The 20463-nt window shown below is 34.8% G+C and carries 24 protein-coding genes; 6 read left to right on the top strand and 18 right to left on the bottom strand.

Annotated features, from left to right (window positions below; genetic code table 11):
- Positions 1-2 precede the first annotated feature (2 nt).
- From A9G40_RS04700 to fliF, 14 genes are all read right to left on the bottom strand, one after another.
- The gene (locus A9G40_RS04700) at positions 3-1316 is read right to left on the bottom strand and encodes a hypothetical protein (RefSeq protein ID WP_065582116.1); all 1314 of its coding nucleotides are present in this window, start codon (positions 1314-1316) and stop codon (positions 3-5) included.
- A 622-nt stretch (positions 1317-1938) separates the two neighbouring features.
- Complete coding sequence (fliR, locus tag A9G40_RS04690) at positions 1939-2733, bottom strand: flagellar biosynthetic protein FliR (RefSeq protein ID WP_065582114.1); 795 nt, start codon at positions 2731-2733, stop codon at positions 1939-1941.
- A gap of 5 nt (positions 2734-2738) precedes the next feature.
- Entirely contained in the window at positions 2739-3008 is a 270-nt protein-coding gene (gene fliQ / locus A9G40_RS04685) for a flagellar biosynthesis protein FliQ (protein WP_065582113.1), read from the bottom strand.
- Positions 3009-3016: 8 nt separating this feature from the next.
- A complete protein-coding gene (gene fliP / locus A9G40_RS04680; RefSeq protein ID WP_065582112.1) occupies positions 3017-3754 on the bottom strand; it encodes a flagellar type III secretion system pore protein FliP in 738 nt (245 codons plus the stop codon).
- Positions 3755-3760: 6 nt separating this feature from the next.
- Positions 3761-4210, bottom strand: coding sequence for a flagellar biosynthetic protein FliO (fliO, locus tag A9G40_RS04675; RefSeq protein ID WP_141671952.1), 450 nt, complete (start codon positions 4208-4210; stop codon positions 3761-3763).
- Positions 4211-4236: 26 nt separating this feature from the next.
- The gene (fliN, locus tag A9G40_RS04670) at positions 4237-4617 is read right to left on the bottom strand and encodes a flagellar motor switch protein FliN (protein WP_065582110.1); all 381 of its coding nucleotides are present in this window, start codon (positions 4615-4617) and stop codon (positions 4237-4239) included.
- Positions 4610-5656: a flagellar motor switch protein FliM gene (gene fliM / locus A9G40_RS04665; protein ID WP_081295554.1), complete on the bottom strand. Its 1047-nt coding sequence runs from the start codon at positions 5654-5656 to the stop codon at positions 4610-4612. Before fliM ends, fliN begins: the two co-directional genes overlap by 8 nt.
- A gap of 5 nt (positions 5657-5661) precedes the next feature.
- Positions 5662-6129 carry a flagellar basal body-associated FliL family protein gene (locus A9G40_RS04660; RefSeq protein WP_065582109.1) on the bottom strand — a complete coding sequence of 156 codons (468 nt, stop codon included), beginning with the start codon at positions 6127-6129 and terminating at the stop codon, positions 5662-5664.
- A gap of 180 nt (positions 6130-6309) precedes the next feature.
- Complete coding sequence (locus A9G40_RS04655; RefSeq protein WP_065582108.1) at positions 6310-7506, bottom strand: flagellar hook-length control protein FliK; 1197 nt, start codon at positions 7504-7506, stop codon at positions 6310-6312.
- The gene (gene fliJ / locus A9G40_RS04650; protein WP_065582107.1) at positions 7496-7960 is read right to left on the bottom strand and encodes a flagellar export protein FliJ; all 465 of its coding nucleotides are present in this window, start codon (positions 7958-7960) and stop codon (positions 7496-7498) included. Before fliJ ends, A9G40_RS04655 begins: the two co-directional genes overlap by 11 nt.
- Before the next feature lie 9 nt (positions 7961-7969).
- Entirely contained in the window at positions 7970-9343 is a 1374-nt protein-coding gene (gene fliI, locus A9G40_RS04645; RefSeq protein ID WP_065582106.1) for a flagellar protein export ATPase FliI, read from the bottom strand.
- A gap of 1 nt (position 9344) precedes the next feature.
- Positions 9345-10121 carry a flagellar assembly protein FliH gene (locus tag A9G40_RS04640; protein ID WP_065582105.1) on the bottom strand — a complete coding sequence of 259 codons (777 nt, stop codon included), beginning with the start codon at positions 10119-10121 and terminating at the stop codon, positions 9345-9347.
- On the bottom strand, positions 10108-11106 hold the full coding sequence (gene fliG, locus A9G40_RS04635) for a flagellar motor switch protein FliG (protein ID WP_065582104.1): 999 nt from the start codon (positions 11104-11106) through the stop codon (positions 10108-10110). Before fliG ends, A9G40_RS04640 begins: the two co-directional genes overlap by 14 nt.
- The gene (fliF, locus tag A9G40_RS04630; protein ID WP_065582103.1) at positions 11103-12809 is read right to left on the bottom strand and encodes a flagellar basal-body MS-ring/collar protein FliF; all 1707 of its coding nucleotides are present in this window, start codon (positions 12807-12809) and stop codon (positions 11103-11105) included. The genes fliG and fliF overlap by 4 nt, the downstream gene beginning before the upstream one ends.
- 176 nt (positions 12810-12985) lie before the next feature.
- On the opposite strand from fliF, the gene fliE reads away from it, so the two are divergent.
- Positions 12986-13297 carry a flagellar hook-basal body complex protein FliE gene (fliE, locus tag A9G40_RS04625; protein ID WP_065582102.1) on the top strand — a complete coding sequence of 104 codons (312 nt, stop codon included), beginning with the start codon at positions 12986-12988 and terminating at the stop codon, positions 13295-13297.
- Positions 13298-13306: 9 nt separating this feature from the next.
- Here fliE and A9G40_RS04620 read toward each other — a convergent pair whose 3' ends face one another.
- The 4 genes from A9G40_RS04620 to fliD form a co-directional block, all read right to left on the bottom strand.
- The gene (locus A9G40_RS04620; protein ID WP_065582101.1) at positions 13307-13498 is read right to left on the bottom strand and encodes a hypothetical protein; all 192 of its coding nucleotides are present in this window, start codon (positions 13496-13498) and stop codon (positions 13307-13309) included.
- A gap of 665 nt (positions 13499-14163) precedes the next feature.
- The gene (locus A9G40_RS04615; protein ID WP_065582100.1) at positions 14164-14511 is read right to left on the bottom strand and encodes a hypothetical protein; all 348 of its coding nucleotides are present in this window, start codon (positions 14509-14511) and stop codon (positions 14164-14166) included.
- A 12-nt stretch (positions 14512-14523) separates the two neighbouring features.
- On the bottom strand, positions 14524-14904 hold the full coding sequence (gene fliS, locus A9G40_RS04610; RefSeq protein ID WP_065582099.1) for a flagellar export chaperone FliS: 381 nt from the start codon (positions 14902-14904) through the stop codon (positions 14524-14526).
- A gap of 10 nt (positions 14905-14914) precedes the next feature.
- On the bottom strand, positions 14915-16348 hold the full coding sequence (gene fliD / locus A9G40_RS04605; RefSeq protein ID WP_081302147.1) for a flagellar filament capping protein FliD: 1434 nt from the start codon (positions 16346-16348) through the stop codon (positions 14915-14917).
- Between the two features lie 332 nt (positions 16349-16680).
- Here fliD and A9G40_RS04600 point away from each other — a divergent pair, with 332 nt between their 5' ends.
- From A9G40_RS04600 to motA, 5 genes are all read left to right on the top strand, one after another.
- Entirely contained in the window at positions 16681-17496 is an 816-nt protein-coding gene (locus A9G40_RS04600) for a flagellin N-terminal helical domain-containing protein (RefSeq protein ID WP_065582097.1), read from the top strand.
- 177 nt (positions 17497-17673) lie between these two features.
- A complete protein-coding gene (locus tag A9G40_RS04595) occupies positions 17674-18390 on the top strand; it encodes an RNA polymerase sigma factor FliA (RefSeq protein ID WP_065582096.1) in 717 nt (238 codons plus the stop codon).
- A 175-nt stretch (positions 18391-18565) separates the two neighbouring features.
- Positions 18566-18895 carry a flagellar transcriptional regulator FlhD gene (gene flhD, locus A9G40_RS04590; protein ID WP_065566401.1) on the top strand — a complete coding sequence of 110 codons (330 nt, stop codon included), beginning with the start codon at positions 18566-18568 and terminating at the stop codon, positions 18893-18895.
- 13 nt (positions 18896-18908) lie between these two features.
- Positions 18909-19514 carry a flagellar transcriptional regulator FlhC gene (flhC, locus tag A9G40_RS04585; RefSeq protein WP_065566402.1) on the top strand — a complete coding sequence of 202 codons (606 nt, stop codon included), beginning with the start codon at positions 18909-18911 and terminating at the stop codon, positions 19512-19514.
- A gap of 64 nt (positions 19515-19578) precedes the next feature.
- On the top strand, positions 19579-20463 hold the full coding sequence (gene motA / locus A9G40_RS04580) for a flagellar motor stator protein MotA (RefSeq protein ID WP_065582095.1): 885 nt from the start codon (positions 19579-19581) through the stop codon (positions 20461-20463).

Genomic DNA, 20463 nt, shown 5'->3' with positions numbered 1-20463 from the left:
ATTTAACCTTTGCAAGCAATATAGTTAATTTGTCCTATCTTATTTTCATAACCACCATATCCCACGCCACCATTGACAGAATGCACAACAAAGTATAGTTCGGATGAATAGTTATCTCTTGTCCAATAATGAGCATCACGCCATTCAGAGTTTGGGTAGCTTATTTTATTCATTGGCCCCCACTCAGCGGTCAGCCCTTCACCAATTGCTCGAGTATAATTGTTATCTTTAAACTGCCAATACATTGGTGCTTTTCTTTGTGGAGAGTTAGTCAATTCGCCTCGAGAAAGTACGTTAAAAGCACTTCCACATTTTGTTTGAGATACATTCCAATATCCCTTAAAATCGCCCTGTGGAATAGCCCAAATACTTGTTGGATTAAAGCTATAATCATGTTTAACTGATCTATCTCTTTTTAATGTCGCTTGCACTATTACTTGATCTGATGGTTTTTTCTTTAAGGTAATTGATCCTAATGAATCAACATCAACAACATCTTTCGTTTGAGTAATAACTGAAAATTCATAATCCGTTTGTGCACCAGTCATCACTAATTGAAACTGAGCCCCTGGAAAGCCCGTTGTTGGGAATGTTTTTGATGAATATGTTGGTTTAGCCTTAAAGCCAAAATCCAATACATAATCACTTGTGCGACCTCCTCCATACTCAGGACTTATTATGCTATTTTCAAGATTCCATTTTTGAGAATTACCGTTTTCATCAAAACCATGCCATTGAGCATTTTGATAAACAACTGTGGCATTCGGTTTAGCATAACAAATTTGCGATTTTGGTGCTATTTGGTAGGTTTTAGCTAGGGTAATCGGCTCGCCTTCATCAGGAATTCCGTATGCCGAATGGGCTCTAACATTGGTTTTAATGATGAGTTTTAATGGCATTGAAAAACCACTTCCACAACCTATAATTTTTTTCTTATCATCACCGATTATTCTTACGCCATTATTGTCATACCACCAATAATTAGTCATTTCCACTTTAAATGGTTGCTGAGGATCAGCATTATCACCATCTATATCACTGTAATTTTCAACTTTATCTAAATTTGTTGAAGTATAAATCGCCACTTTAAAATCGTTAAGCGTTAAGTTACCATCAAATTCTTTCACTTCACTAGATTTTATAGTGCCACTCGCCTCACTGTAAAAAACACCATTAACAGTAAAACCATGTTTATCTGCACTCGATAACGCAACCACTTGCGGTGTATTCCCAACAATAACCTGACTTGAAGTCGCTGTTAGTATTGCATTAGCTGAGCTAACGTGTATCCATTGTGATAATAAGATTAAACTCATGACTTGAGTAGGTTTTGGTTTTAAGTGAGCTGTCAGTGCCGTTATTTTGGTAGCAAAGTGAGATTTGCAATGGAAGTGTTTAAAACAAAAAGGTAACGCTAAAGATAAAACGTTTTGTTGTAATATTAAAGTTGAAATAAAACGATTAACAAATAATAATATGCCCGATGCCCGATGCCCGATGCCCGATGCCCGATGCCCAATTATATTTTATCATAATTTTTTTATTCATCACACTTACCCTCTTAAATTTGTTTTTATAAAACAAATGGTTAATGTTATTTTTAGTAATTTTAGCATAAAGTAGTATATAGTTATGCTACTCTATTTTAGAATAAAAACCTCGTTTTTCACCTGTTTTTTTGTAAAGTTTTGTTAAGCTCCTTCTTTAATAAAAGAGCATTCATTGCTCTAAATTTTTTAATAATATGAGATAGCGAGTCTAATTGAAAGTATGAAAATAATACTTAGATAGATCATTATTTTTATTTAAGTACTTATTATCTTTTTTGAGTAATTTATTTCTAAATCAATATGATAGAATAGTAATTTCACCTAATACCCACAAAAAGCAAGTCAAGTTGAATAGGTTAATTAAACACGACTGTGTGATCAATTTATGTCACAGAGTTAAATACCATAAGATACTAGAAATTTGTTCAAACATTTGTTCAAAGACAAATGTAGCAAAGGTGGGCAATGCTGAAATTAAGTAAGTTAGCATGAGCAATCCTAATAATAATGTAGCTGGATAGCCGACAACAAAAATCGAGAGTTGTGGCGTTATTCTATTAAGTAGCCCTAATGATATATTGACGATTAACAACAATGTCATTAAGGGAAGTGCTAACATTATCCCATTGATAAATAATAGTTTACTGACATCAATTAAAGCTAAGTATCCGTTTGCTTGTAATGGTGTTACTGCGATGGGAATAATATCAAAACTGTTTGCTATGCCGTATAACAACCATAAATGACCATCGATACTAAGAAAGATTAGCAGTGCAATAATGTTAATTAAGCGTGACAATACCGATGTAGATGGACCGCCAATAGGATCAAAAAAAGTTGCCATTCCAAGTCCCATTTGCATACCAATTAATTCGCCGGCAAATTGCACCGTCATAAATGCTAACTGCATAGTAAAACCAATAAGCACGCCAATCATTATTTGCTGTGCAATCATCCATATGCCAATAAAAGAGTATATTTTAATATGTTCATCAAGATGTGGAAGTGGCAAAGCAATTGCAATAAGTAATGCTAAGCTTATTTTTACGCGGTTGGGGATCTCTTTTTCTCCCAAAATAGGGGCAACCATAATCAACGCTAAGATGCGCACAAAGGGGAAAAAGCCGTCTTTAGCCCAAGCAAAGAAATCAATATTAAATAAAATATTACTATTAAAATCCATTTGATTTAACGGGTTAAATTAGGAATATCGGTAATGACCGTTTGCATATAATCAATCATGGTTGATAGCATTGATGGTCCCCATATGATTAAAACCACAACGACCGCGATAATTTTGGGAATAAATGATAATGTCATTTCATTAATTTGCGTGGCCGCTTGTAATAAGCTAATGATTAATCCTGTTACTAAAGCAACTAATAATAACGGTCCAGCCAGTGATGCAGCGACTTTTATTGCTTGTATTGCTAAGGTGCTAATATATTCGGGCGACATAGTGTGATTCAACTAAAAAAGCTTTGTGCTAACGAACCAAGTAATAAGTGCCAACCATCGGCTAACACAAATAACATTAACTTAAATGGTAAAGACACCGTTGCTGGCGGTACCATCATCATGCCTAATGCCATGAGCGTGCTTGCAACCACGAGATCTATCACTAAGAAAGGAATAAAAATGGTAAAACCGATTTGAAATGCTGTTTTTAATTCACTGACAACAAAAGCCGGAACCAGTACTTTTAAAGGGACATCTTCACGTGTTTGAATATCATTTTGGTGAGACATGTTAACAAATAATGCTAGGTCCGTTTCTCGTGTTTGGGCAAGCATAAATTGTTGTAATGGTTTAGCCGCTTGAGTGAAGCCCTCTTGCATGGTGATTTGATTTTGCGAATACGGCACATAAGCATCTTGATAAATGTTATCAATCACGGGGGACATAATGAAATAGGTCATAAATAGGGCAATGCCCAAAATAACTTGATTGGGTGGTGCCGATTGCGTACCAAGTGCATTACGTAACAGACCTAATACAATAATAATACGTGTGAAACTGGTCATTAGTAACAAAATTGCTGGAATGAAGGTAAGCAATGTCAAAAAGACTAAGGTTTCAACAGGTAATGACCAATTTTGCCCACCACTCGTGGGTTGGGATATGGTAGGTAACGCAGATAAGTCAGCATGGCATGATAAACTTAGTAACAATAAGCTGAGCAAAATAGTAAAATTTAACCGCACTAGTTGTTACTCCTTTTTTGCTTTTAAAGCGGATTGTAATATCTGCTGAAATACGTTACTTTTCACACAAGTGGTATCTGTCATATTTTGCGAAAGCAGTGCTTGAGTGCGTTGTTCATTGATAGTATGTAATAACGTCATTTGTTGAGGTGTAACCCCAATCACTAATAATTGGTTATCAACATGAACCACAACCATACGCTCTTTGGGGCTAATGCTATATGTGGCTTTGACATCGATCCATTGATTGGTCTTTTTTTTCCAGCCCATTCGTTTGGCAAGCCAACCTAACAATAAAATAAAACCAATGACAACGATAAGCGTTGATCCTATTGAGGATCCTACTTCAGTATAAATATTTAACGGAGAAGATGACGGAGCCAACGTTTTGGCGTTTGTTAACGTTTTGGTGTTTGCTATAGTATCCACAGGTTCAACCAAATTAGTTTGCTTCATTACTATTAACGGCTCAATCTTCACTGTTAACGGCTCAGTCTTCGTACACGTTCTGATGGGGTAATAATATCGGTGATACGCACACCATAGTTATCGCCCACAACGACAATTTCACCTTGAGCAATTAAGTAACCGTTAATCAATATATCCAATGGTTCACCAGCTAGCCCATCTAATGCAATTACAGATCCCTGTGTTAAATTTAATAGATCTTTAATTGCTATCTTGGTTCGACCAAGCTCTACACTTAAATCAACAGGAATATCTAAAATCAGATTAATATCTTGCTTTTTTTCTTCCGTTTGTTGCGGTGATAATGTTTCAAAAATAGCCTCTTTAGTGATGAGTTCATCACTCGTTACTTTTTCTTCTTGGTCTTCGTCGTTATTTGGTATAATGTCAGTCATTGAACACTCCCTCATTCAGTTGTTCTATTACAGGATTAATGACCTGTTCTACTTGAATTGCATATTGTTTATTTACTTTACCGTAATGGCCTTTTAATACCGGTACACCGCCAACTGTTACATCTATATTTGTTGGTTTTTCAATTGTTAAAACATCATCAACTTTTAACGCTAACAGTTTTTCAACGGTTGTATGAATATGGGTAAAATTGGCAACTAATTCGACAGATGATTGTTTAATTCCAGTGGTTAATGAACTCATCCAGATATTATCGTCTTGATAAGTCTGTTCTTCGATAGGCGGTTTTATTAGCAACTCTTTGATTGGTTCGACCATAGAATAAGGAATACAAACGCAAAATGTTGCTTTGCTATGACCCACTTCAACTTTAAAATTGGTTGTTAACACGACATCGTCAGGTGAGCTAGTAATGTTGGTAAATTTACTTTGTATTTCAGAACGAATATATTCGGTTTCAATGGCGTAAATATCAGCCCATGCATTTTGATAAATAACTAATGTTAACTCGAGCACTCGTTTAATGATTTGCTGTTCCGTGTGCGTAAATTCCCGCCCTTCTGTTTCTATTTGGGAAAAATGTCCATCACCGCCAAACAATGAATCCACAATAATAAACACTAGCTCAGGTGAGAATGAAAATAAACAAGTTCCTCTTAATGGGTTAAGGTGCACTAAATTCAAATGATTTGCTGATGAAATATCAGAAAACTCTTTAAACGTATGAGACTCAACGGGAGAGGCAATTACATCAGTATTACGGCGTAATTGATTAAATAATCCAATTCGAAATTGCCGAGCAAAACGTTCATTAATGATCTCTAATGCCGTTAAACGTTCAGGGATAAATCGATGTTTGACTGATAAATCATAAGGTCTAACATCGGTCTTTTTTCCTGTAGGTAACGAGGCACCCAAAGCATCAATATTGCTATCATCTTCAGCTACAACAAAATTATCAGGGGTTAAAGCATCACTGCTTTCGTTTATGTCTTGTTTCGGCTCACGCTTATCAGGCATAATCATCACCGTATAATAAAATCAGTAAATAAAACTTCATCAATATTTACCCAATGTTTTGCATTATATTTTCGCGATAACGTATTTTTTATCTGTTCTTGTAAATCGATTTTCCCTGCTTCTTGCTTTAGCTTATTAATATATTGCTTTGAAGTAAGGAGGAGGATATCGCTTCTTACTTCGGGTAAATAATCCAATAGCACTGTTTTTTGATTTTCATCATTAACACGTAATACCACCCCGACATAAAGGATTTTAGTCATCTCAATATTATCTTCAGCAACAGGCAATGAAATAGTAAACGGTTTTAATGTTAAAAATACTGGCGAGACGATTTCAGGCTCTTCTTGCACTTTAGTTGTGTCTTTTAGATAGCCTTGAAACCACAAATAAGCTGCGGCACTTATTGCTGATAGGGTAATAAGAATAAGGATTAAATTTAAAGCACTTACTTTTTTGGACGTTGTAGGCATATTTACTCTTGTCTCTATAAAAATTTAAAAAGATTTATAATCCATTAATTGGCTATAGTGACGAGAATAATAAATCATATTTTTAAAATTGATTTGAAGAATAGGCAACAAAACATGACCTATTTAAACGTTTCATCTTCTCTAATCCCCAATTTGTATAATAAATAGTAATTTTAATCGTTAAGCAAATATACTGAGTGCCGATTTTTGTGGGCTATTTTCAACACGTACTTGTTCAACATTGATATCGTTTGTCTCTGGATCTAACGTTAGGGCGTTATGTGACTGATTGTGTTTGGTTTGCTGATACATAGCAGATTGTTGCGAATCACTCATCATCGAAAAGTCACCAATATCTGCTTGTTCTAGGGTAATGCCTTGATCGGCTAATGATGTTTTTAAGAAAGGCAGTGCCGATTCTAACAGACCTTTAACAACACCATGTGCTGCCATCATATGAAGATTCATCTTATCATCGCTCATCGCAAGTTTAATGTGTAATGAGCCTAATTCTTGTGGGTGCAAATTTATGTTGGCAGATTGAATACCTTGCCGATTAAACATAATAATTTGTTCTGTTAATGAATTTTGCCATTGCGTAGTATTTGCTTGCATCGACATATTTAGTGTTGCTGATGTCGTGCTAGTATTAACTGACGGTACTAATGCATTTTGCCCATTGGCATGGGTCGTTAAAGCTGATTCGGGATTGATATGCAAAATCGCACCTTGATCGTCATTATTTATTATAAATGGTGTTTGATCTGCCATCGCTTTTTGCCTAATGTCGCTAGCATTTTGTGTATTATTCGTTTGATTAAAATGCGTATTACTCACATCATTTTTAATTCTTGTGGCTTTTTTATGCACCAGATCAGTGGCTATCGCTTGGTGATTGTCCGACAATGGCATGACATCTGTTTGCTGTTTTGCTTTATTGATTAAATTCTCACTGTCATAAATAGAGGCCAGTAGCTGTGTTGGCTGATCATTAATTAACGTTTCTGACGATAAATTATCGAATAAATCCGCATTTAAAATGTCAGTATTTAGATGATTTGTCATCGATAAATTGGGCTTGGTTTTTGCCTCACTATTTTGTTTTGCGCTTACAACATCTTGTTTTTCTTGTTCAATAGTTTGTATATAAAAAGGATTGATAGCCATAATGATCATATCAGCATCATGATCTTCGTGTGTATCATCGATAACATTTAACTCAGCATTAATGATTTTTTTGCCTTGTTGGCTTTGCTTTTCACTCTGTTGCAATAATTGTTGAAAACCATCATTATCACTTGCAATTACATCCGTTTCAACTGATTGCGATTGATGAGATGGGGTAAGATTTAAATCATTAATAAGATTAATATTCATTTAATACTCTCCTTGCTAGTTGTAGCTGTGCAAATTCATCAGTCAGTTTTTGTTGCAAACGGCTTTGTTGCTGTAACCGTTTTTTATATTGCTTGTCTAATAATGTTGTATAAGTGTTCAATTTTTTTTGTGATTGATTAAGTTGATGGGTTATTTGCTTTTGCTTAATATCTAACGATAACAATACTTTTTTTTGCTGCTCAATGCCTTTTTCAAGGGTTGAAATAAATGCATTAAAATTACTTAATTGGCATCCATTAATACCATGAGATAAGGCATTATTTAATTTTTGTCGGTACTCATCATAATAATCATTTAATACATTCAGTTGTGATTGTGCATTACGATGATTTTCATGGGCTTTTTTTAACTTAAGTAAAGTATCGTCTACCGATTTTTGCGCCAATTTTTTTAGTGTTAAAAAAGCAAATTGCCCAGAATTTTTATTTACCATTACTCAGTCCTAACTAGCTAATTTGGGTTCGACAATATTTACTAATTGTTGATAAGCATCTTGATAACTACAATGCTCATTAATTCCTTGCTGTAAAAATTTTTGCATAGCAGGAAACAGCATAATCGCCTTATCCAATAAAGGATCGGTGCCAGACACATAAGCACCAACATTAATCAAATCGCGGTTTCGTTGAAAACTTGAAAATAACTGTTTAAACAACCGTGATTTTTTTTCATCCTCAGGTGCGGTAAGATCGGTCATCACTCGACTGATTGAGGCCTCGATATCAATAGCGGGGTAATGACCAGACTCAGCAAGTGAGCGTGACAAAACAATATGCCCATCAAGTATGGCTCTAGCTGAATCAGCAATCGGATCTTGTTGATCATCACCTTCAGTTAATACCGTATAAAATGCCGTAATTGAGCCTTTTCCTTCTTCATCATTGCCTGCTCTTTCAACTAATGCTGGTAATTTGGCAAAGACCGACGGAGGATAGCCTTTCGTTGCTGGTGGTTCTCCTATAGCTAACGCAATTTCACGTTGTGCCATGGCATAACGCGTTAAAGAGTCCATAATCAGTAACACATTAAACCCTTTATCGCGGAAATTTTCGGCGATTTTAGTCGCATAGGCAGCGCCTTGTAAGCGTAATAATGGCGAGACATCCGCTGGTGCGGCAACAACAACCGCTCGCGCTAATCCCTCTTCACCTAAAATATTTTCGATAAAATCTTTAACTTCTCGCCCCCGCTCACCGATCAATCCGACAACAATAATATCGGCTTGGGTGTAACGTGCCATCATGCCAAGTAAAACGCTTTTTCCAACGCCAGAACCAGCAAATAACCCCATTCGCTGTCCTTTACCAACCGTTAATAACGCGTTGATGGCTCTAACGCCAACATCAAGCACTTGGTGAACTGGCGTGCGCTGTAATGGGTTAATCGATTTATGAGATAATCCACCAAATTCAACATCTTCTGGTAACGGTTGACCATCTAACGGTTTACCCATAGCATCAACAACTCGACCTAACAAACCCATTCCCATGGGTAATACTTTATGACTAAAGTGCGCTAAATCATATTGCTTGGTATAAACACGAGCGCCTAATAAAATACCGTCAGTGGATTCAAATGGCATTAAGTAAAGCGTTTTATCACTAAATCCAACTATCTCGCACTCAACAGGCTCAATTCGACCGTCGGTTTGTCGTTCAACCAAGCAGTTAGATCCCAAAGGTAACTTTAGTCCAGTAGCTTCTAACACAAGTCCCGATGCTTTAACCAATCTTCCGTATTGGCGGATTAGTGATAATGATTCAAGTTGTTGTTTAGCCTGATCAATTTTACTTAGCCATTTTGCAGAATATCTCATGTTAATGATTGTCCTCTTTTAGGCTATCAGACATTATTTGCCAGTGTTGACCGACATTTGCGTCAATTTCATTAGTTTCGGTAAATATCTTACATCCACCCTGTTCTACGTTAGAATCGGCAATAAGTTGCCAATGATGTTGACTGATTTCATCATTCAGCATGGGTTCTAACCATAGCAAATCAGCCGGATTAAAATGCAATGCAATAGGTTCAGACAAGATTGAACACTGTTCAACTAATGTTTTTATGGTATAAATAAGCTGTTTTTGCTTAGCTTTTGGTATCGTACCTACTGTTTTTTGCGCAGCAATCAATGCTAAATCAAGCAGTTTAGGAACAATTAATTCATTGATTTCGTTAATCGAATTTTGAAAATTAGTCATTAAATTAGCTATAGCTTGAACGGCATTTATTTTTTCTTTATTAAGTTGTTGTTTAATGAACTGGCGCCCTTCTTGCTCGCCAATTCGATATCCTTCATCATAACCAGTCTGTTTACCTGCATTGAAACCTTCTTGTTGACCTAAATTAAAACCTTCCTGATAAGCCTGTTTTTTTACCTTTTCTTTTAACAGCTCTAACTGTTGTGCCTGATTTAACTCTGGTTCAATTGCAACATTATCTATCTCGGTAGCAGTTAATTCTGTTTCAGGCTCATCAATTTCAACGTTTATAGTAACTTCATTTTTACTTAATTTCGGTAATTCTGATAAAGAAAAATCTTGAAAAATTAATGGTTTCCAATTTGATCTATCTAGCCGGTTACACATATTCATCATCACCGCTACTTAGGATCACTTCACCACTTTCTGCTAATCGACGAGCAATCGCCAATATTTTTTTCTGTTCGGTTTCAACTTGAGATAAACGTACAGGTGGCCTATTTTCTAAATCTTCACGTAAAATAGAGGCTGCACGCTGTGACATATTACTTAATAATTTGTCACGTAACTCAACCGTTGCACCTTTCAATGCAATGATTAACATTTCATTATCGATTTCTTTAAGTAAGCGTTGAATACTTCTATCATCCACTTCAACAAGATTTTCAAACAAGAACATTTCATCAATAATTTTTTGGGTTAATTCTCCATCATAATCACGCAATGCATTAATAACTTGCTCTTCTTGCTGTGTTTTCATTAAGTTAATAATTTCTGCCGCAGTACGTATACCACCAAGATTATTAAGTTTGATATTTTGACCATGTAGTAAAGTCGATAGTGAGGTTGAAAGCAATTGAAGCGCTGAAGGCTCAACCCCCCCAAATGTTGCAATACGTAACATAACATCGTTTCGTAATTCATCATCAAATAAGTTTAGAATTTCTGCCGCTAAATCGCGATTTAGATGAACAAGAATCGTTGCTATAATTTGAGGATGCTCTTTCTTCACTAGATCAACCGCTCTTGTTGCATCAATATAATTGAGCATTTCAAGACCATCGGTAGCTTCTTCTTGTTCAGTTGATAAAAGTTCATCAAGTAAACGTTCCGCTTTTTCACTACCCAGTGAACGCCCCAATATTGATCGTAAATAACCATTGGGATCAGTATTTAAAACAGCGCACTCTTCAAGTGCAACTTGGCACTCGTTAAGTATGCCTTTCAACTGTTCTTGAGAAAACTGAGGCAACGACATCATAGCACTACTAATTTGTTGTACTTCTTTTTGGCTAAGATGCTGCATTACTTGCGCCGCCAGCCCTTCGCCTAATACCATTAAAATGGCAGCCGCTTTCTGAGATTCACTTAAAATCATTGGTTAGTGTCCTCCCTACTTATCCAGCTACGAATAATTAATGCCATTACGCGAGGCTCTTTCTCAACAATTTTTCGTATGTGCTGTTGTTGTTGCATATTATCTTCAAACATTTTGTGTTGCTGTTTACTGTGTGCTTTATAATCTAATTTTTCTTCCGCTGATAGCTCAATATCAGATGTTTGACCATTACTGTTAAGAAGCTGTCTTTGTAATTTTATCCAGAACGATCGTAATACCTTACGCCACATAATCCAGAAAATAAGAATATAAATTAAATATTTAATCCCTGTTTTGACAGAATCATAAAATTCATTGGTTTTCCAAAATGCGATATCGTCATTGCCATCAAGTGCTTGATCGGTAAATTTCAAATTTGCAACCGTTAATGTATCGCCACGTAAATCAGAAAAGCCCATTGCTTGGCGTGCTAATGCTTCAATATTTTTCAGCTCATCGTTATCTAACTTTACCCATTGTTCTGTTATAGAAGATGACTTGCTGTCATCATCAGATTTAGCCTCATCTGGCTCAATGGTGACAAATTTATAATTAACCAAAACAGCCACCGATAAACGTTTAACCCGTCCTTCCGGTATTTGGCTACGTATAACCTGTCTATTTACTTCAAAATTAACGGTATTATTCGATTGTAAGTTGTAAGGTTGTTGTTTATTATTTTTTTCAATCGATTCATCGTTTTCATCGATTGGTGCACTAGGTGTTGGTACAGGTTGATTAGATAACGCACCTGGCACTCCGCCAATACCATAGCTTGTTGCTGATTGATGATTTTCGACTTGCTGTTTACTACGAATGGTTTGATTCGCAATATTGCTATTAGGATCATACGTTTCTGATGTCGATTCTTGGCGACTAAAATCAACATCAGCATTCACTTGTACTTTGACGTTATTTTTACCCAAAATAGGAATAATAATTTTTTCTACTCGCTCACGAACGCTGTTTTCAATCCGCTCACTAAACTCCAACTGCGCAACATTCGCGCTTCTGTCACGATAGCTTTCACCAGTTAATAAATTGCCTCGCTGATCAATAATTGTGACTTTGTCGGGCTGTAATTCCGGTACACTACTTGAAATCAAATGAATAATGCCATCAATTTGACCTTGCGATAATGAGCGACCTGGGAGTAATGTTAATGCTACTGACGCTGAAGGAAATTTGCGTTCTCTAACAAACAAAGAAGGTTTAGGCATAGCTAAATGCACTCTCGCATCATCAATACTACTAATGATAGCAATTGTTCTTGATAATTCGCCTTCTAAAGCGCGTTGATAATTAACTTGCTCATTGAATTGGCTCATACCAAAACTTTCTTTATCAAGCAATTCAAAACCAACTGCACCACCTTTAGGCAACCCTTGTTGGGCAATCCGTAAACGGGTATCGTAAACTTTATCTTCAGGAATTAAGATAGTCGTGCCAGAAGAGGAAAATTGATAAGGAATATTCATCTTATCAAGCTGGCTAATAATTTCGCCACCATCTTTATCATTCAAATGACTAAATAGAACTGCGTAAGGCTCATCTTTAGCCCATAAATAGACAAAACTCATCATTGCGATTGTAATGACACCAGCAATTAACAATGCCATTTTTTTGTTTTGTTTTAATTGATTGACAAAAGGTAACTTATTTAATATTGATTGACCTTTATTATTGACTGTTTGGCTAGTCATAGGCATCCTGATTCTAAACTATTTAGATTTACTCTGTCGTTTATTATCCATGTATTTAGAAAATTCAATGGCTAGAAAAGCGTATAGTTTTCCCCTTACTTAAACCCTTTGGCTTTTTATTTTTATGATAAATTTAATGGCACATTGACAAAAAAATACAAGACGTAATTATCAACATGAATACAATCAATACGTTAAATTCAATTCAATTCGCTAACTTAAATCAATTAACAGAAACTTCACAACAATCAACTTTTTCTGATAAACAAAATTTTGGTTTAGCGCTAAAAAATGCGTTAGATGGAATAAGTCAGCGACAAATACAAGCACATAATGACGCTAAAGCTTTCGAAATGGGCGATCCCAATACGTCATTAAATGAAGTGATGGTTAATATGCAAAAATCATCGGTTTCATTGCAGTTTGGTATTCAAGTGCGTAATAAACTGGTTGCCGCTTATCAAGAAATTATGAATATGAATGTTTAATTAATGGCATCAAATATCATTCCTATATCCTAAATTTTGCATTTTACTTTTACCGATAACCATTAATTCTGATCTAAATGCGATAATCAACGCACCACACCATTCAAGTTTAAAATAAGCATCGTTCATATTTTTGATGCTTGTTTTTCTACGCAATATATTATTTTTGTTATCAATTGATGACTCAAAAAACTTTACCATTTTTACTCTGCTATTAAAAAATAACGACATAATGCGATTTTTTAATAAAAAAACAACCAATGAAATACATAAAAGATTCAAGGTGATAATATTCAAAAAACAATATTATTCACTGGTCTATTACTCAGCATAGTATCAATCAATTGCCATGCGCAATTCCCTGTTGTGAGTTGCCCTACAACTTTTTCTGATGGACAGAATGTTTACCAGCTTAATAACGCTAAACTATTTGCTGGACCAATCTGTAATAAGGTAGATTTAGTACCCGAATTTAAAAAAGAAAAAGTAATATGGTAACTTATCCCACAAATAACGCCTTATTTAGTTTGCGGATATGCTGAAACCAACCATTACATTGTTTTTTATGCCAAGGGAGCAACTTATTGCGAAAGATACGCAGCACCAGTGTAAGCACATTGTATGCCGTAGCTATTTTACAATAGCATTCTTAGACGTTTTTCAATTATCCTGAAAAAAATTAATCATTGGCAGTATCATCCAAACCAAAAATGCCAATGACACAGTTATCTTTTATGAGAAAGAAGAAGATAATCAAACAAAAAACGGTTTATTTTAAATAGATATGTTTGTTAAAACGAGTTGAATAAACATATTGGCTTGAGCTTTATCTGATAAATAAAACTCAAACCAATCAGTTTGCAAACTCACATTAATTTTGCCATTTCTTGATAGTTGTCTATTTTATTTTGATAATCAACATGCTCGCCGATCATCTTTCTCAGCTGAGCATGACGAGTAATAATCAATTGAGTTAATTGTTGTTGATAACTTAAAATGTTTTTTATATACATCTGAATGATATCGCGATGTTGTTTTGGCAATGTATCCATGCGGATAAAATCGCCTGTTATTATAAGATTTTCAGACAATTGTTGATATTTTTCCTGCCAACTGACTAATGATTCCCAATGTTCATCGTGTGCATTAATCAACATTTGTTCAACGACATAATTCAATTGTTCATATTGTTCTAATAATTTATTTCCTTGCATAAGCATCCTTTTTTATTTTGCAATTTCACGCCAAGATTCGGCAATATTGTTTAACAGATCATAACAAGTTTGTAGCTTTTCTTTGTCATTATGTAAATTAGCTAAAACTAACTGTTGGCTAATATAGCGATAGAGACGATCTAAATTTTCGGCAATTTCTCCGCCCTTTTCTAAATCTAGACAGCTTTTAAGCCCATTATCAACAATATTAATCGCTTTAGAAATTGCATTACCTTTACCGACAATATTACCTTTTTGAATATACAAGCTAGCTAATTTAATTGCGTTAAGCGCACCATCAAATAATAATACGATCAATTGATGAGGTGATGCTTGGCTAACTCGCGTTTCTAAATTCACTTGCTCATAGGCCTTAGAACCTAATTGGTACATTATTTACTCCCTATTTTTTTAAATTTGCCATCATGTCAAATTGGGTTGTTAAATAATTACTCATGCTATCTAACTCGTTAATTAAAATATCTAATTTGGTAAATTGCACTCGATAACGTTCAATAGTTTGTTCAATAGAATTGCTTACTTGATCATGGCGTTTCTCTAATGATTTTAAGGTAGAATTTAACCCATTAGTTGCTGAATCAATCATGCCATCGCTATCAATAAATCCACTCACTTTGGCAAAAACTTCGTTAGCAATACCCGTTTTTTCACCATCACCAGTAAATAATATCATTACCGCATCGCTGTTTTCATTGAGTGCTTTTTTCAGCTCATTTTCTTTGATCGTTAACTGGCCACTTTTGTCCATATTGATGCCTATTTGCGACAAAACAGCAAATTCGCCTGATTGTCCTTTGGCAAAGATAGAACGGATACTTTGGTCAATATTGCGTAATGTCGCATCACCAACAAGTGGACCATTACTACTATTTAATTCCTTTGAATTTTTATCTTCTGTGGTGAATTTAGTTAACGTTGATATTGTTGACTGTAATTGATTAAATGCTTCGACCCATTCTTTAATGGCTTCTTCTGTTTTTTCGTTATCTGCACTTATAGTAAGATTTTGGCTGGTTGTCGTAATCTCTTTTAACGTAATATCAACGCCATCTATTACATCTTTAACGGTATTTGAAGTGCTGGTTATCGCAATACCATTAAACGAAAACTTGGCATCTTGCGCTTTTGCAACTTCAGACATAGGACTATTGCTCGCCTGATTAATGTCAAACCCAATAATATTGTTTAACTTATCATCATCGGATGAAATAGAGGTAATGGCTTGTTGTTCTCCCGTTTCTTTCGACGTAATCACTAATTGATAGCCATCGGTCCCCGAACGAACAATCGCCGCATTCATTGTCGAAGGACTTGTTGTGCCATCCTCATTAACCACTTGAGCATTGTTAATAGCATTTGCTATTGATTCCAAAGATGTTTCATCTTTAGATAAAGTCACATTTAGTTTATTACCATTGGCTTGCTCAATGGTAATCGTGCGAGTTTCATTGTCATTACCCAATTGAGCACTTTTATCATTGATTGCCGATGTGGCAATACGATGAGAAGTTGCTAATTGATCAACTGTAACCGCATAATCACCTAAAACCGCTTTGCTATTTGTCTTTACTGAAAAATAATCGTTATTACTTGTCGCTATACGGCTTTGAAATAACTCTTTTTTTTGGAGTTTTGCCGTTGCTGTATTAAATGTTGTTAATGCACTTTTTAACTTACCAAAACCACTAATTTTGGCATTAATCGCTTTTTGTTGAGTAGTGATTGGTGTTAAGCGTGTCTTTTCTGCCGCTTCTAATTGATTTAAAATTTCACCAAGATCGATCCCCGAACCGATTCCCAATGCGCTCATTGCCATGATTTAGTCTACCTATAACAATTATTCAATATTGTTTATATCGGCTGATAATTAGAAAAATTTAGTCTTCCTTTAAATATTTATCTAATAAATTGATAATAATCTATTCTTTCGAATAAAAAAATCATTAGAAAATTATTTCCAAAAAATAATACTATGATTATATTTAATAATATCAGTTTAATTTACAACTAAATTGCTGCTATAAAAAAATAATCATCAAAAAGATTAAAGTTCCCTATTTTGTTACCGATAAGTTATTTGTCAGCAAGAATTATGAATTAAATTTAAATATCTTGTTGATTTTAATATTTATATTATTGGAGATAAAAATGGCACAAGTAATTAATACAAATACAATGTCTTTAATGGCAAAAAATAACCTTAACAATTCTCAAAGCGTTCTTAGTACTTCTATTGAGCGTCTTTCATCAGGTATGCGTATTAATAGCGCAAAAGATGATGCAGCAGGTCAAGCAATTGCTAACCGTTTTTCATCAAACATTAAAGGCTTAACGCAAGCGGCACGTAATGCAAATGATGGTATCTCCCTTGCACAAACTACTGAAGGTGCGTTAAACGAAATCAATAACAACGTACAACGTATTCGTGAATTAACTGTTCAAGCAGCCAATGGCACCAATTCTGAAAGCGATTTAGTATCAATTCAAAATGAAATCGATCAACGTTTAGACGAAATCGATCGTGTTTCTAAACAAACTGATTTCAACGGCTCTAAAGTATTATCAGAAGATAAAACGCTTAAAATTCAAGTGGGTGCAAACGATGGTGAAACTATTGAAATCCATTTGAAAAAAATTGATAGTACTGAACTTGGTTTAGATGGATTTAAAATTTCAGGTGAAGACCTAACCACAGATCCATTAAAAACAATTGATGAGGCATTATCAAACATTGATGCATTACGTGGCCAACTTGGTGCGGTACAAAACCGTTTCGAATCAACAGTAAACAACATCAATAATACTGTAAACAACTTAAGTTCTGCGCGTAGCCGTATTGAAGATGCTGATTATGCAACAGAAGTTTCAAACATGACTCGTGGTCAAATCTTGCAACAAGCAGGTACTTCAGTACTAGCTCAAGCTAACCAAGTACCACAATCAGTACTTTCTTTATTACAATAATTGTAATTACCCATTTTTGATCATTCAAAATTTACACATAGTCATAACAGTATTTTTATAATGTTGTTATGGCTAATAATTATAATTAACTATTTTTTCGCCCTTTATTCTGCCCATTAAATTCATTAACTATCGTCATAATACTATTCGGCATTTTTCTTAACATTGGTTCAAAAAATGGATGATAGCTTATATAACTCATATGGTGTAATAAACCAAATCGATTGGAAACAATATATTCATTTGGTACGTAATGAAGCTTTAAAATTAGCAGTTCGTTTGCCGACAACGGTTGAGCTAGACGATTTATTACAAGTTGGCTATATCGGTTTATTAGATACAATCAAACGTTATGATGCCACTCAAGGTAATACTTTTGCGACCTTTGCTATTCCAAGGATACAAGGGGCAATGTTAGATGAGCTACGTAGCCGAGATTGGTTACCAAGACAAACTCGCAAAAAAATAAAAGATGTCACAGCGGCAATCAATGAATTAGAGAAAACATTAGGCATCACTCCTAACGATCATCAGATCGCCGAGTATTTGCAATTATCCCTTACTGAATATCATAAAATTTTATTAGATTCGAATTATAGCCAGATATGCTCATTTGATGAGATCCAACTAAAGTTAGGAGATAACATTGATGCCATCATTGAGCATGGCGAGGATAACAATCCTTTTTCGGCAATTATCAGCGATGAAAATTACACCATTATTAACCAACAAATTGAAAATCTACCAGAAAAGGAAAAACTTGTCCTAGCGCTTTATTACCAAGAAGATCTTAATTTAAAAGAGATTGGTAAGGTAATGAATATTAGTGAATCAAGAGTAAGCCAATTGCATAGCCAAGCAATAAAAAGAATACAAAGTAAAGTTTCTTGTTAGAAGAAATAGAAAAAAATTTAAATAAATCGTAATCAATCGAAAATAAATTGAAATGATTTTTTTATTGACCTTTCGCATTTAAAAATGTAACTTTAGGCGCAAAAAAATATTTAACTTTAATTTTACTAATTTTCGTTTTTTTATGCGAAAAAACAGATATAGGTTGGTGACTAAATTGGGAAACACACTAGATGACGATATTCTTAAATGCATACATCATTTAAATCTTTCAACACTACTGTTAAGCCAGCGTATGCTTGAGAAAGATAAAGTAATGGCAATGTATCGATTAGGTATTGATGAACAAACCGCTGACATACTTAGCCATTTAAGTACTGCTCAGATGTTAGTTTTATCCGAAACCAATCAGCTCATATTTCAGCTAAGATTTGAAAATGCAGAAATGATGAAAAAGCTAACAGAAGAATCGCGCGTCAGAGATATAAAACAGATGCATACAGGAATTCTTTTATCAAGTTTGCTATTAGATTCAATCAATAAGTAGCTAAGGAATGATGATGACAGGTACAAGTATTATTCAAAAATATAAAGAAACCCAACTCGCTATCAAATTAATTTCCCTTGGTGGCAGAATTCAAATGTTAGAAAGCGAAACTAATTTAAGCCGAAATAAACTGATAAAACTGTATAAAGAGATTCAAGGTTGCCCACCGCCTAAAGGTTTATTGCCTTTTTCAACATCGTGGTTTATGACTTGGGAACCCAATATTCATGCCAGTATATTTTATAATGCTTATGCGTTTTTAGTGAGAAATGGGCTCAAGTCAGGCATTCAAACTATTTTAAAAGCTTATCAACTTTATTTAGAACAATGTCAATGTTCGCATAAAGAAGAACCTGTTTTAGGGCTGACTAGAGCTTGGATTTTAGTCAAATTTGTCGAAAAAAAGGTGATGCAACAATCCTGTTGCACGGAATGCCGTGGGCTTTTTATTACTCATGCTTATCATCCTCGAAATACTTTTACTTGTAGCTTATGTCAACCACCATCAAGAGCGGATAAAAATAATAAAACCCAAAAAGAAAATGACGAAAGATGCATGAAAGTGTTATCAAGACCAAGTTATTTAAATTCATCAACTACTAGACAGATCACTGCTTAAATAAGTATTAAAAATAAGTATTAAAGCAATTTAGCTGTTATTTTATGGAGAAAGAAAAAAACCAATGCTAATCATTATAGGTTATATTGTCGTTATCGCCTCGGCCCTACTTGGTTATGTGCTAAGTGGCGGTTATTTAGCTGTGCTGTTTCAACCACTCGAATTGTTAATTATTGGAGGCGCAGCAGTTGGTGCTTTTATTGTCAGTAATGAAAAGAAAGTCATCAAAGCCACGCTGCAATCTTTAGGACAATTATTTAAAACCTCTAAATATAATAAAGCGCTTTATTTAACATTAATTAATTTAATGTACAGCGTATTAACGAAGATCCGACAAAGTGGAGGATTATCCATTGAGGCTGATATTGATAATCCGCATGAAAGTGAATTATTTAAAGCCTATCCACAGATTTTAGCTAACCCTAGAATCTGTGACTTTATCACTGATTATTTACGACTTATGATTAGTGGCAATATGGATGTATTTGAGATCGAAACACTCATGAGCGAAGAAATTGAAACCTTCGTTCATGAACTCGAAAAACCCGTTGATGCCATTTCAAGTATTGGTGATGGTTTACCGGCATTTGGTATTGTTGCCGCGGTCATGGGTGTCATTAATACCCTAGCGCAAGCAGATCGACCAGCAAGTGAACTTGGAGAACTTATTGCCCATGCGATGGTGGGAACTTTTTTAGGGATCTTACTTGCCTATGGTTTCGTGTCACCGCTAGCAGCCTTATTGAAGCAAAGAAACGCTGACGTGGTCAAAATGTTAGAGTGCACCAAAGTGATTCTTATTGCCAGTATGCATGATTATGCTCCTCAAATTTGTATTGAATTTGGCCGAAAAACACTCTTCTCTCATGAAAGACCATCATTTTTTGAATTAGAACAATACATACAAGAAGTTAAAGACAAAAACACTAATCCAAATGAAAATAATTAA

Source organism: Gilliamella sp. Nev3-1 (assembly GCF_001690435.1).
Classification (GTDB): domain Bacteria; phylum Pseudomonadota; class Gammaproteobacteria; order Enterobacterales; family Orbaceae; genus Gilliamella; species Gilliamella apicola_C.
The sequence above is the reverse complement of the archived record's forward strand: the minus strand, read 5'-3'. Positions and strand labels throughout refer to the sequence as shown.

Excerpts from the sequence above, each read along its gene's own strand:
- fliS (WP_065582099.1), bottom strand. The coding sequence starts at position 14,904 with ATGTACCAATTAGGTTCTAAGGCCTATGAGCAAGTGAATTTAGAAACG.
- fliM (WP_081295554.1), bottom strand. The coding sequence starts at position 5,656 with ATGCCTGATAAGCGTGAGCCGAAACAAGACATAAACGAAAGCAGTGAT.
- A9G40_RS04595 (WP_065582096.1), top strand. The coding sequence starts at position 17,674 with ATGGATGATAGCTTATATAACTCATATGGTGTAATAAACCAAATCGAT.
- fliF (WP_065582103.1), bottom strand. The coding sequence starts at position 12,809 with ATGACTAGCCAAACAGTCAATAATAAAGGTCAATCAATATTAAATAAG.
- fliO (WP_141671952.1), bottom strand. The coding sequence starts at position 4,210 with ATGAAGCAAACTAATTTGGTTGAACCTGTGGATACTATAGCAAACACC.
- fliD (WP_081302147.1), bottom strand. The coding sequence starts at position 16,348 with ATGGCAATGAGCGCATTGGGAATCGGTTCGGGGATCGATCTTGGTGAA.
- fliR (WP_065582114.1), bottom strand. The coding sequence starts at position 2,733 with ATGGATTTTAATAGTAATATTTTATTTAATATTGATTTCTTTGCTTGG.
- fliG (WP_065582104.1), bottom strand. The coding sequence starts at position 11,106 with ATGATTTTAAGTGAATCTCAGAAAGCGGCTGCCATTTTAATGGTATTA.
- flhC (WP_065566402.1), top strand. The coding sequence starts at position 18,909 with ATGACAGGTACAAGTATTATTCAAAAATATAAAGAAACCCAACTCGCT.
- A9G40_RS04600 (WP_065582097.1), top strand. The coding sequence starts at position 16,681 with ATGGCACAAGTAATTAATACAAATACAATGTCTTTAATGGCAAAAAAT.
- motA (WP_065582095.1), top strand. The coding sequence starts at position 19,579 with ATGCTAATCATTATAGGTTATATTGTCGTTATCGCCTCGGCCCTACTT.
- A9G40_RS04700 (WP_065582116.1), bottom strand. The coding sequence starts at position 1,316 with ATGAGTTTAATCTTATTATCACAATGGATACACGTTAGCTCAGCTAAT.
- fliQ (WP_065582113.1), bottom strand. The coding sequence starts at position 3,008 with ATGTCGCCCGAATATATTAGCACCTTAGCAATACAAGCAATAAAAGTC.
- A9G40_RS04660 (WP_065582109.1), bottom strand. The coding sequence starts at position 6,129 with ATGCCTACAACGTCCAAAAAAGTAAGTGCTTTAAATTTAATCCTTATT.
- fliE (WP_065582102.1), top strand. The coding sequence starts at position 12,986 with ATGAATACAATCAATACGTTAAATTCAATTCAATTCGCTAACTTAAAT.
- A9G40_RS04620 (WP_065582101.1), bottom strand. The coding sequence starts at position 13,498 with ATGGTAAAGTTTTTTGAGTCATCAATTGATAACAAAAATAATATATTG.
- A9G40_RS04640 (WP_065582105.1), bottom strand. The coding sequence starts at position 10,121 with ATGAATATGTGTAACCGGCTAGATAGATCAAATTGGAAACCATTAATT.
- A9G40_RS04615 (WP_065582100.1), bottom strand. The coding sequence starts at position 14,511 with ATGCAAGGAAATAAATTATTAGAACAATATGAACAATTGAATTATGTC.
- A9G40_RS04655 (WP_065582108.1), bottom strand. The coding sequence starts at position 7,506 with ATGAATATTAATCTTATTAATGATTTAAATCTTACCCCATCTCATCAA.
- fliJ (WP_065582107.1), bottom strand. The coding sequence starts at position 7,960 with ATGGTAAATAAAAATTCTGGGCAATTTGCTTTTTTAACACTAAAAAAA.
- fliN (WP_065582110.1), bottom strand. The coding sequence starts at position 4,617 with ATGACTGACATTATACCAAATAACGACGAAGACCAAGAAGAAAAAGTA.
- fliI (WP_065582106.1), bottom strand. The coding sequence starts at position 9,343 with ATGAGATATTCTGCAAAATGGCTAAGTAAAATTGATCAGGCTAAACAA.